The organism is Parabacteroides faecalis, assembly GCF_022809355.1.
Lineage (GTDB): Bacteria > Bacteroidota > Bacteroidia > Bacteroidales > Tannerellaceae > Parabacteroides > Parabacteroides faecalis.
On the sequence record NZ_JAKZMM010000006.1, the window covers coordinates 87,743 to 99,557 of the forward strand.

Genomic DNA, 11,815 nt, shown 5'->3' on the forward strand with positions numbered 1-11,815 from the left:
TATCAATTATTTCCTGATTCTTTCTTTAAATATTGTTCCAAAGCAGCTGTCATGGATGGAGCTTCTGGTGTAGGAGCTTCTACGTCCAAACGTAATCCCGCATCTTTTACAGCCTTGGCTGTTGTCGGTCCGAAACATCCGATACGAATGTCTTTCTGATTGAAATTAGGGAAATTCTTCAAAAGAGAAGAAATTCCTGCCGGACTGAAAAATACAAGCATGTCATAATCGAAACTTTCGTCAGCTTTGAAATCGTTACTTACCGTACGATACATAACAGCCTCCGTAAAATCGATCTTTTTAGCTTCAAGTTTTAATCTCAGATCATCTTTATGAACATCTGAAACTGGAACCAAATATTTTTCTTTGGGGTGTTTGGCTATAATGGTAATCAAATCATCCAGTTTTCCACTGGCGCCAAAAAATATTTTACGCTTGCGATAAACAATATATTTCTGTAAATATACAGCAATTGATTCCGACATGCAGAAATATTTCATGGTTTCCGGAATAGTTACACGAAGCTCTTCGCACAAACGGAAGAAGTGATCAATACCTGTACGAGCAGTAAATACTACAGCAGAATAATCTAAAATAGATATTCTTTGCTGTCTAAACTCCTTTGATGTCAAAGGCTCTACTTTGATAAATGGACGAAATTCGATTTCCACTCCATATTTTTCTGCTAGATCAAAGTATGGCGACTTCTCCGATGTCGGCTTGGGTTGTGATACTAATAGTCTCTTGATATTCAATGCCATAAAGCACTTTTCTCGATAAAGTTATACAAAAAAACAAAGCCCTTATATGCTATTAAAAGGGGCAAAATTTCATGGGCGCAAAGGTACAAACTTAAATAGAATAAATCGAACTTTTTTATGTAAAATAAACGTATCGACTTATAAATTATTGCAAAACGGAATAGAATATAGAAAATAATGAATAAACAGACGGCCCAAAAATGATAATTCCCAAGGAAGCTCATCCCGATAATTGGAAGGTATAGGGAAATACCCCATACACTAATAAGAGAATTATATATGATAACCCATTGTCGATAAACCTCTTGCCGACTGAAAGTATAGATAAGCAGGTAATAGATGATACGGCGTATCAGGTAAAAGACCAGCACCGATAAAAACGTAGAGACGACGACAAGTAATAGTTTTTCTTTATCTATATTGTTCAGAAATCCAAGATAGTAGGCTTCTTGTGTAATCGCTAATGAAGAAAGAGCCAGGGCTTGGAATATTAAATAGAAATGCAACGATTTACTGTAATAAATCGACAGGTCTGTATTACTGCTTTTTCCGGATGTGTTGAATCCGAGATTCCGGAATACCTTGATAAATGATTTGACATGAATACGCGCATGGATGGCGAATAAGAAAAACAGAACAAACAGGATGGAGAACCAAACGTCTTCCATCAACTGTCCGCTCCATAAACGAATACCTACATACCCTTCAAACATGCTGACTGATTTATAAAGTTGGGTACAAAGGTACGCTTTCCATTTATACTCCGAAAGAAATCCCCATTCTTTTCCCTTGGATGATCAGATCATGTTCCGGTGTGACGAGTTTTAATTTACCGGCAACTTCGGCTAATGGGATTGAACTGATTTCTCCGTCCTTGATACATACCATTCGTCCGAATTGCTTGTCGGCTATCAGTTGGGTGGCATATCCACCCAGACGAGTGGCCAAGTTTCGGTCGAAAGGAGAAGGATTGCCTCCTCGTTGGATGTATCCTAATACTGTTTTACGGGTTTCGATACCGGTCGCTTCCTCGATTTCTTTTGTCAGGAAGTCGGTAGCCTTTCGCTTGTCAGGTAGTTTTACGCCTTCTGCTACTACGACAATCGAGTGGGGTTTCCCTTTGCGGGCACGTTCGCGAATGGCTTCGTTGACTACTTCCGGATTGAATCCCAATTCCGGCAAAAGAATAACATCGGCTCCTCCGGCCATGCCGGCAAATAAGGCTATCCAACCGGCTTTATGTCCCATGACTTCTACCAACATGACCCGTTTGTGTGAACTGGCCGTTGAGTGCAGGCGGTCGATGGCTTCGGTAGCAATGTTTACAGCCGTATCAAAACCGAAAGTAATCTCGGTTCCCCAGATGTCATTGTCGATCGTTTTGGGTAAGCCGATTACGTTTAATCCATGTTCAGACAATAGATTTGTCGTTTTCTGTGTTCCGTTACCACCGATGCAAACCAAACAATCCAGTCCTAATTCCTGATAGGCCTGAATGATGCACTGTGACTTTTCCTGATCGACGGAGGTGAGCATTTCCCGAAATCCTTTTTCCCGTGAAGTTCCTAAGATGGTACCTCCCAAATTCAAGATTCCGGACAGGCTGTGTTCGTCCAATACTTCTGTGTCTTTGTTTAGCAGACCTGAAAAACCACCGTGAATGCCTATGACTTCCATCCCATAATGGGTGATGGCTGTTTTACCGACACCACGGATCGTAGCATTAATACCTGGGCAATCGCCGCCCGATGAGAGTATTCCGATTTTCATAGAGTTATTCTTTTTGTTCTTCACAAAGGTAAAAATAAAAGGAGAATAATTACCTTTGTTCCCCTAGAATATAAAAATAGGCTATGGATTTTCTGACAGACTTCATATATCAGTTCTTTAAGCCACGAAATAAGAGAATTGACCGATATACCATGGAAGCGGGAGACATACAAGAGCAACAGCTCCGTCGGTTACTTGAGCAGGCAAAGAACACTTCGTGGGGAAAGAAATATGATTATAAGCACGTGGCGGGATATGACGATTATAAAAACCGTTTCCCAGTACAGTGCTATGATCAGTTAAAAGGGGATATTCAACGGATGTTGAGTGGAGAACCGAATGTATTATGGCCTGGAATGGTACATTGGTTTGCAAAGAGTAGTGGAACAACCAGTGATAAAAGTAAATTTCTACCTGTTACTCCTGAAATACTGAAACAATGTCACTACCAAGGCGGCTTCGATACCGTCTGCTTATATTTGCGTAACAATCCTTCCAGCCATTTTTTCCGTCGGAAAGGTTTGATATTGGGTGGAAGTCATAGTCCGTCTCCGATAAATGCCCAAATTCATTGCGGAGATTTGTCGGCGGTCTTGCTCCAGAACCTGAATCCCTTGGTAAATCTGGTTCGTGTACCTCGGAAAGAAATCATCCTGATGGATGAATGGGAAAGTAAGATCAAGGCAATCGTAGAAAGTACCTGGCGGGAAGATGTCAATAGTCTTTCGGGTGTTCCTTCGTGGATGTTGGTCCTGATCAAGGCAATTCTGAAGAAGAGCGGGAAGACTTATCTGACGGAAGTTTGGCCTAATCTGGAGGTGTTTTTTCACGGAGGTATCAGTTTTACTCCTTATCGGGAAGCATATAAATCTCTTATCCTTTCCGATAAAATGCACTATATGGAAACCTACAATGCTTCTGAAGGTTTCTTTGGTATTCAGGATGATCCGTCCGATCCTTCATTATTATTGATGTTGGATTATGGAATCTTTTACGAGTTTATACCAATGGCAGAACTCGACTCTGAGAATCCGTCGGTTATTCCTTTGACCGGAGTGGAAGTCGGCAAGAATTATGCAATGGTGATTTCTACGGCTGGTGGCTTATGGCGTTATTTAATCGGTGATACGGTTCGTTTCACTTCCGTTTCCCCGTATAAGTTTGTGATTTCAGGACGTACGAAACATTTTATCAATGCGTTTGGGGAAGAACTGATGGTCAACAATGCCGACCGGGCATTGCATGAAGCTTGTGTAGCCACAGGGGCTCGGATAAAAGAATATACGGCTGCACCTTTGTTCCTGCTTGATCGGGCGAAAGGTCGTCATCAATGGCTGATTGAGTTTGAAAAGGCTCCAGAGTCACTCACGCAATTTGCCTCTTTGTTGGATGAAGCTCTCCAACATGCCAATTCCGATTATGAGGCCAAACGGTATAAGGAAATTTCTTTGCAGCCACTGGAGGTGATTGCTGCCCATGAAGGTTGTTTCTATCGGTGGTTGAGTAGTAAAGGAAAGCTGGGCGGACAACATAAGATTCCCCGCTTGTCGAACGACCGGAAAATCCTAGATGAACTGTTGGTTATTAACAGGCAAATGGGAGAATAATAACAGGATATACGATTCCGATAAACCGAATCGTATCTTCTGTTGATAAAACTTATAGGAATCAAAAACAAATCCAACGAGAAATGAAAACGATTCTCGTTGGATTTGTTTTTCAGTTACACCGCCTTTTTATCTAGAATGGTATATATCGGATATAAAAGGTATATATGTTTAGAACTTATTGTAGATAACAACCGGACGAGTCCGACGGATACTCATCGTCGGGAACCAGAGATCATCTGGTGTCAGATCGCAGGCTTGAACGGCTTCCAAGCTATATTCAAGCTTACCGAAATTAGCATCCACATTATTTGTTCCGAAAGTGAACTTGATACCTCTCTCTTTTGCCATACGGATGATTTTCAGACTGGGAATCCGATAGCGGGCATTGATCTCGAGAGCTATCTGATATTTTTGCAGAACATCCAGCACCTGATTGATTCGCTTGTCGGTCCAGTATGTATCATAGTCGGCTTGCATATCTTCGGGCAGATATGTCGGATTGGCAAAGATATCAGCCGGTTCATTCGTTAAGATCTTTACTGTTTGATCTACCAGGTGATCCATATACTGTTCTTTGCTGATTCCATCATAATGTACTTCTTCCGGGCGATAGATACGCGAGAGACGGCCTTTGTGATCAACGATTGTCATGGCATCCGTAAAGAGATAATCGAAGATTCCTAAAGCTTCTTGCGAGAACGTTGCTGTCCATTTTCGTCCTTCTCCTTGTACTCCGCATAGGAAAGGCATGTCTTTTACCTCATCGTAGTAAGCGTAAACTTCATCGTCATTAGCCAACATACGGCCAACACCTCCTTCTCCTGCATTGGGAGCTACTCCATAGTTGATACCATAATTCATGGACATTGCCTGTGCCATTTCTTTTGTCAGTCCTCCTTTCAAGTGAACATGGTAATCAATGACCGGGAAATCCTGTTGCTGGAATCGGATTACAGCATCCTGCTGTTCGTCTATAGCTGGCATGGTATCACATGTATTCCGGGCAGCATCCGGAAGCGGAGTAATCTGGAGATTACGGAATGATACATTTCCCTGTACACCGCATAAAGCGATGGTCCCATGGTTTAATCGTTGTCCGGCATGTTCTTCCGTCCGATAAGGCTGAGCCGGTTCGGTATAACATACCACTGTCGTATCTTGAATAGAAACCGTTATGTTCTTTCCCCGTACGGCAATTTCGAAGGGAAACCAAGTATTATCTTTAGCTAATGAACGATATAGATTACGAACTGAAGCCAAGCTGCCCGTTTTACGTGAACCGTCAATCGGTCCGTTATGGAAAATCACATCATATCCCGTTTTCCCGTCTGTGTGAAAACGCAATCTGGCATCTCCGTCCGATTGGGTCAGAGCTTCCCCTTTTAGGATAAAGTTCTTGTAATCCCCTTCTGCCAACCACGATGTTCCTGCTGTAACGTTCAGTTCATTTCCCTCCAATGTTTCCTGTTGGGCATTTGTAAACCGGTCTAAAGTCTGAGTCGTACGCGACTGTGTACAAGCGGTCAGGAATCCGATACAAGCTATTGCCACGATTCCTATCCGTTGCAGGCAGGTTATTGCCCACCCTTTGAAATAATGTCTGTTCATAAAAGAATTATTTTAAGATCTGTAATAGCGTCGCAAGTTATAAATTTTTCAGATAAGTGTTCTATAATCCGGACCTGTTTCTACCAGCACCCAAAAAGGTAGGCATGAATTCATCAAAAGGTAGGCATAATGATAAAAAGATAGGCATGAATTTAGAAAAAGATGCCTATCTTTTTATTAACGGATAGTAAAGGTTGTATGTAAACTCCTTATACTATCCTCAATTGCTTGAATAATATTGACTTACTGAAGTTTAATTGAATAGATTCCGAATCTCTTCAACGCTTAATGTTGTCGTTGGGGCGAAGCGGTCAGAAGTCATATAATTCAGGATACTTTGTTTGAATTGTCGGCGTGCCATACGTCCGTTTTCCGGTTTCAACAAATCGGCTCCACAGACCATCAATTTGCCATTTCCAACTTTTGCCTCAAACAATAATCCCAGTTTCCGGTTAGTAAACCAGTCGTCGATCAAATGAACAACCGGACGATATTCTGCCGGAAAATCATCCATGACGATAGCTTCGCAGTCGCTGACAATATCCCACCACTGATAATCACTGTATTTTTCCGTTGGGAATAACGACAATGCCGGATGAGAAGGATTACAATAAATACCTAATGTATGCGGAGCCTGTTTGTTTGTCCAGGCTGTATTCCAGAAGATACTGGAGAAACCGACTTTGATATTACCGCCTTTTTCCGGACGCAATGCACCACGGGATACACATAACAAGACATTCTCGCCTTTCTCCAGGCGGTCGATAGCCTGTTGGTCGAATACATTTGTCATATAAGGTGCATTCGTGATTTCCTTTTCTCCTGTCGGATAGACCCAGACATGCCATTCATTATGAACTTTCGTACCTTCTATTCCCGCCGTCAAGATCAATTCCTGCGGTGTCTTGACAGATGAAAGATCACAGATCATATTTCCAATCCAGATAGAATTGGTGACAGGCAGGTCTTTTGTCCAGGAACCTGACTGGAGAATTGTTCCTTTCTTGTCTGCCAATTTCCAGTAAATAGAAGCCGATTTTAGCGGTTCAGCACCGAAGTGAGCAAATTCCAGCGGAGCTTTCATACTTTCGTTGTTCAGATAGACCATCTTGGGTAAACGGGCCAATGGAACCGTCTGATTACAGAACATGCTGTATTCCTCACCTTCTACATATCCTTTACTTTCCCAAAAAGGATTCAGAACGCCCACCAGTGCAGTACCTTGACCCGGAAAATCGTGTAAGTCCAGTAACTGGAATCCGGCAAATCCGGGTGTTCGTAAGGCTGCTTCAATATCTGCCTTATAGCATAAAGTCTGTAAACGACCGGAAGCATAAAGGAATTCATCGGCCAAGTCACTCAAATGCTTTTCTGCCAAAGTCTCTTGAAAGATCTCAAAATTCTTCGCCTTTAAGACTCCGGTATATTTCTGTATTTCTTTGAAATCCGGATAAACACACCATTGTCCGATCTCATGGCTTACAGTCGGCATATCTTTCTTAATTATTGGCCAGAAATCATAATCGGTTGTCGGTGGATTGGCATTGATACGGCTTTTCAGCTCTTCACCCCAACCTTGGATACGTGGTGCTGCATGGTTCCAATAATCAGCATTGGGAACATAAGGCCAACCAGCCGCAGATGTATAAACCCGACGGTTGTCTTTCTGTTTCCAATAAGCTACCAAGTCCGACAAATACTTTTCCTGGTTGGCTCCAGAAGGTTCGTTTCCATAATTCATCAGGCAGAAAGACGGATGGTTGCCATATTCTTTCAAGATACGGTCACCTTCTTCATAGAACCATTTGTCCAAATAATCCCCGTTACCGATATTTGCCCAGCCACCGCATTCAACTTGCAAATAGACACCCATACGATCGGCTACCCGAAAAGCCGCTTCCGGCGGGCACCAGGAATGAAAACGTACATGATTTAATCCGTAAGCCTGGCAAGCCGAATAAATCTTTTCCCAATAAGCATCATCTGTTGCCGGATAACCTGTCAACGGGAAGATACAGCATTCCAATGTGCCACGCAAGAAGATAGGCGTACCATTCACCTCAAAGCGTGTTCCGTTTGGCTTGAATTCACGCAGACCGAAATCAATCTTCTTTTCATCACTCGTTCCGTTGGGTAATGAAACGGATACTTGCAAAGTATAGACTGCCGGTGTAAATTCGGACCAAAGTTGTACAGTCTTATCCAATGCGAGGTTCGCTTCTGAAGAAACACCTTGTGCGATTGTCAACGATTCTTCCTGAGAAGCGGATACTGCCTTTCCCGACTGATTAAAAGCCTGCAGACGAACGGTTGCCTGTTGGTTGGCTGTTGCGCCGGCAAAAGCCATGCGGATACGTATCTGTTTCTGTTGAATATCCTGATAAATCTGTACATCGTCCAGATAAACCGAAGATTTCTTCTCCAGTTTGATTTGTCCGGTAATGCCATTCCAGTTACTTTGGGTGTGATCTGACACACTATGAGCATTGACTCCTACCGGGATATTTACCTGGTTATCGACCCGAATGGTCAAAGAGTGTTTTCCCGGTTTTATTTGGTTCAGTACATATCGGTGTGGAACCAGCAACGCATTGCTCTCTCCTATCTTTTCGCCGTCAACATACACGGTCGTTTCCCAATGAGTACGTTCTAATGTCAATACCAGAGGCGCATCTTTCCAATCTGCCGGAACTACAAAATCCCGCTGATACCAGGCAACACCTACATAATGTTTTTCTGGATTTAACCAGAAGGGAACTTTTACATTCCCTTTTTCCCGATATTTAGCGTATTCAGGAGCTGTAAACCAAGATTGATCTACAATTTGCCCCGTCCATTTCGTATTCACATCAACATCATAACCATATCCTTGTTCCTGTAAAGAACCAGGTAGTTGGATTTTGTCTCTCAAACGGTTTCTAAACCATTCCTGTTCGATCCCTTCATTTTTCGGATCTAATTTAAAACGCCATTTGCCCGACAAATCAATGGATGCCGAAAAGGCTGTAAAACTACATAGACAGGCGAGTATCGCCCATAATAAACGGGTGTGTTTCATATAAATTTGATTTTAGGGTTATTGATTCAATAATTGTTGAATAGCTGCATTTCCTTGTGTTTGCTTTTCCTGGGTGGCATCAGGAGCAAACAGTGCATCCAATTGATACAAAGGAATCGTTGTTGACGGTTGGAAGTCTGTCGAACGGACATATTGACTGATCGACCGTAACAATTGCTTGGTAGCTGGACGTTCGTCCATCTTTTTCGAGAGATCCAAGTTCAGGAAGAACAGTTTTCCTTTTCCTACCTGCGCTTCAAAAGCAATACCTAATTTACGATTGACTTCATAAGTATCTACGCTTTGGATGATAGGTGTCAGTCCGGTCAACGTCGTCAAATCGATAGCTCCGGCATAATTCAGGATGTCCCACCATTGCCAATCGGCATAATAAGACGTGGGGAAATCGCGGAATACCGGATGCTGGTGATGAATACTCGTTCCCACAATCATCGGATCCCAGTTGAACATAATCGGATTCCAGAAATGACTGGCGAATTGAGCTTTTCTGCCAAGGATGGAATCCGGTACGAAACAAACGGATTCTCCCTTTTCCAGCTTGACTTTGGCTTCTTGCCAATTTCGTGTCAGTTTCAGATCTTGTAACGGATCTCCGGCAGTCGGATATACCCAGATGTCCCATTCATTTCGAATATGACCGGCTATCTCTGCCTGAAATGTATATTTCCCAGCTTTACGGATAGCGGATAAGGAAACATTTACTTCTCCTAATGAATCTACCTGACTGGTCTTTAAGGTAGCATGGGCTAATTTCCCTTGAACGATTACGTGCCCGCCTTCATCAGTCAGTTTCCAGTTCATCTTTCCAGGTTTCAGATCTTTTTCTCCGAATTGATAAATTTCCATCCGTGGACTAAACGTTTCCTTTTCGGTGTAAATCCGTTTCGGAAAACGAGCCAGCAAGACAATCGGAGCACATGATTCACGATACTTTTCAGGAGATACTAGACCTTTGCTTTCCCAAAACGCATCCAGAATACCGACAAAGGCACTTCCCTGACCGGGGAAGTCGGATAAACCTAACAATTGGAAACCTCCTGATTTGGATGTCCGCAACAAAGCTTCGTTCACCTCTTTATATTGCAATACCGTATGAGCACCTGTTGCCCGGAAGAACTCATCTGCCTGGTGCAGCATTCCGTTCTTTGTCAGACGTTCCTGGAATACCTTGAAGTTACGGGCTTCCAATACTCCTGTATATTTCGTTATCTCTTGGAAGTTCGGATACATACAACGTTGTCCGGTTTCATGGGCAATAACCGGTACATCTATATCGGATGTCTCGTTCCGGTCCCAATCTGTACCTGGTTTCCCTTCATAGACAGTAATCCAACCTTTTTGGGTTACGTGAGAGGTATAATATTGATCCGATTTGACATGTGTTCTTGCTGTTGAGGCAGCATACAGGTGGCGATCGTCATATGCCTGTCCTTTTTGGATCAAATCTTCCAATACTGCGAAATCTCCTTCATTTTCGTTTCCATTACAGAATAATAAGAAAGATGGATGATTACCATATTCGTTCAGGATCGCATACATCTCCTGCTCAAAGAAATCCTGGCGAGCTGGATACTTTCCTACATCCTTGATCCACATCGGAAGCTCTACTTGCAGGTATAAACCTAATTCATCAGCGGCCGTAAAGGCAGCTTCAGGTGGGCACCAGGAATGAAAACGGACATGATTGAAACCATACTCTTTGATGGTTCCCATGATACGTCTCCAATCATCAGGGTTCGTTGAAGGATAACCGGTGAGTGGAAAGACGGCGCAATCCAAGACTCCTCGCAGGTGAATATCCCGGTCGTTCAAGCGAATATGATGCTTTCCTTGTTCTACTTTGCGCATACCGAAACGAAGACTTCTGCTGTCTTGTCCGGCATCTGTGGATAAAGAGACATCCAATGTATATAAAGCCGGAGAAAACTCATCCCACAAGGCAATTGTTTTTCCCAGTGATAAGGTTTGTTCCACCCCATCTTCTTTCCCTTGGAATGTGACCGGTGTTGTTGATTCGGCCACTTTCTTTCCTGACTGGTCTTTAACGGTCAATGTCAGATTACCTTGTCCGCTTTTCCCTCCTGTATGGAATGCACAACGAACCCGTACGTTCTTTTGTTGGATATCCGGTTCTACTTGTACGTTTGCCAGATAGTAAGCCGGCTTAGCTTCCAGCTTCATGTCTCCTACTATACCATTCCAATTGGTCTGTGTATATTCGGTTGTTCCATGTGCCCATTGATCCATCGGATATTTCAACCGGTTATCCACACAAATTGTCAAAGTATGTAATCCCGGAGTCAGTTGTTTGGTTAAGATAAAACGGTTGGGAGTTGAGAGGCGTTCATCTGTTCCAGCCGGAACGCCGTCCACATATACACTCGTTTCCCAATGACAACGCTCCAGTGTCAGTATGATTTCTTTTCCTTGCCAGGATTCCGGAATCTCAACTTCCCGCTGATACCATGCCTGACCGCAATACTCAAACTTTCGGCTCAAGCGGTCCACGTGAGAAACTGCGTTAGGTATACCTTTCCCGCTTTCGTCCATTGAACCCGGCAGGACAATACTTTCTGTCAGTTTGCTTAGATAGAGTTCCGACCCAGGTGTTTTCCCGAATCCCATCGGATCTAATTGGAAACGCCATAGTCCGGACAGATCAATAGATTCTGAGAAGGCGGTGATACTGCATAAACAGGCAAATATCGTTAATGATAAACGAATCAGTTTCATAAATTCTTCTTATTAAATATGGATTATGGGTGCCTCCGACAACGTCAGAAGCTCCGCTTTTCTATTTTTGGAGCTTCCGACAACGTCAAAAGCCCCACTTTTCTATTTTTGGTGCTTTCGACAACGTCAGAAGCATCACTTTTCTATTTTTGGAGCTTCCGACAACGTCAGAAGCATCACTTTTCTATTTTTGGAGCTTCCGACAATGTCAGAAGCATCACTTTTCTATTTTTGGAGCTTTCGACAATGTCAGA

At 43.0% G+C, this 11,815-nt stretch carries 7 protein-coding genes; 1 reads left to right on the forward strand and 6 read right to left on the reverse strand.

Annotated elements, in window-relative coordinates; translation table 11 throughout:
- Positions 1 to 2 precede the first annotated feature (2 nt).
- The 3 genes from MUN53_RS03580 to MUN53_RS03585 are packed head-to-tail and all read right to left on the reverse strand — an operon-like array spanning position 3 to position 2,531.
- On the reverse strand, positions 3 to 755 hold the full coding sequence (locus tag MUN53_RS03580) for a uroporphyrinogen-III synthase (RefSeq protein WP_243323475.1): 753 nt from the start codon (positions 753 to 755) through the stop codon (positions 3 to 5).
- Positions 752 to 1,474 (reverse strand): DUF4271 domain-containing protein, encoded by a 723-nt coding sequence (locus tag MUN53_RS18380; protein ID WP_394803031.1) that lies wholly within the window; start codon positions 1,472 to 1,474, stop codon positions 752 to 754. Before MUN53_RS18380 ends, MUN53_RS03580 begins: the two co-directional genes overlap by 4 nt.
- A 43-nt stretch (positions 1,475 to 1,517) precedes the next feature.
- Positions 1,518 to 2,531 carry an ATP-dependent 6-phosphofructokinase gene (locus tag MUN53_RS03585; RefSeq protein WP_243323441.1) on the reverse strand — a complete coding sequence of 338 codons (1,014 nt, stop codon included), beginning with the start codon at positions 2,529 to 2,531 and terminating at the stop codon, positions 1,518 to 1,520.
- 83 nt (positions 2,532 to 2,614) lie between these two features.
- Here MUN53_RS03585 and MUN53_RS03590 point away from each other — a divergent pair, with 83 nt between their 5' ends.
- On the forward strand, positions 2,615 to 4,138 hold the full coding sequence (locus tag MUN53_RS03590; RefSeq protein ID WP_243323442.1) for a GH3 auxin-responsive promoter family protein: 1,524 nt from the start codon (positions 2,615 to 2,617) through the stop codon (positions 4,136 to 4,138).
- Positions 4,139 to 4,309: 171 nt separating this feature from the next.
- Here the strand turns inward: MUN53_RS03590 and MUN53_RS03595 are convergent, their stop codons facing one another.
- The 3 genes from MUN53_RS03595 to MUN53_RS03605 all read right to left on the reverse strand — a co-directional run bounded on the left by MUN53_RS03595 (position 4,310) and on the right by MUN53_RS03605 (position 11,561).
- Complete coding sequence (locus MUN53_RS03595; RefSeq protein ID WP_243323444.1) at positions 4,310 to 5,749, reverse strand: DUF1080 domain-containing protein; 1,440 nt, start codon at positions 5,747 to 5,749, stop codon at positions 4,310 to 4,312.
- A gap of 253 nt (positions 5,750 to 6,002) precedes the next feature.
- Positions 6,003 to 8,807 (reverse strand): sugar-binding domain-containing protein, encoded by a 2,805-nt coding sequence (locus MUN53_RS03600; protein ID WP_243323446.1) that lies wholly within the window; start codon positions 8,805 to 8,807, stop codon positions 6,003 to 6,005.
- An 18-nt stretch (positions 8,808 to 8,825) separates the two neighbouring features.
- Positions 8,826 to 11,561, reverse strand: coding sequence for a glycoside hydrolase family 2 protein (locus tag MUN53_RS03605; protein WP_243323447.1), 2,736 nt, complete (start codon positions 11,559 to 11,561; stop codon positions 8,826 to 8,828).
- Positions 11,562 to 11,815 lie beyond the last annotated feature (254 nt).

Bases quoted from the DNA above. Each gene is read 5' to 3' on its own strand.
- MUN53_RS03600 (WP_243323446.1), bottom strand. From the start codon at position 8,807: ATGAAACACACCCGTTTATTATGGGCGATACTCGCCTGTCTATGTAGT.
- MUN53_RS03590 (WP_243323442.1), top strand. From the start codon at position 2,615: ATGGATTTTCTGACAGACTTCATATATCAGTTCTTTAAGCCACGAAAT.
- MUN53_RS18380 (WP_394803031.1), bottom strand. From the start codon at position 1,474: ATGTTTGAAGGGTATGTAGGTATTCGTTTATGGAGCGGACAGTTGATG.
- MUN53_RS03585 (WP_243323441.1), bottom strand. From the start codon at position 2,531: ATGAAAATCGGAATACTCTCATCGGGCGGCGATTGCCCAGGTATTAAT.
- MUN53_RS03605 (WP_243323447.1), bottom strand. From the start codon at position 11,561: ATGAAACTGATTCGTTTATCATTAACGATATTTGCCTGTTTATGCAGT.
- MUN53_RS03595 (WP_243323444.1), bottom strand. From the start codon at position 5,749: ATGAACAGACATTATTTCAAAGGGTGGGCAATAACCTGCCTGCAACGG.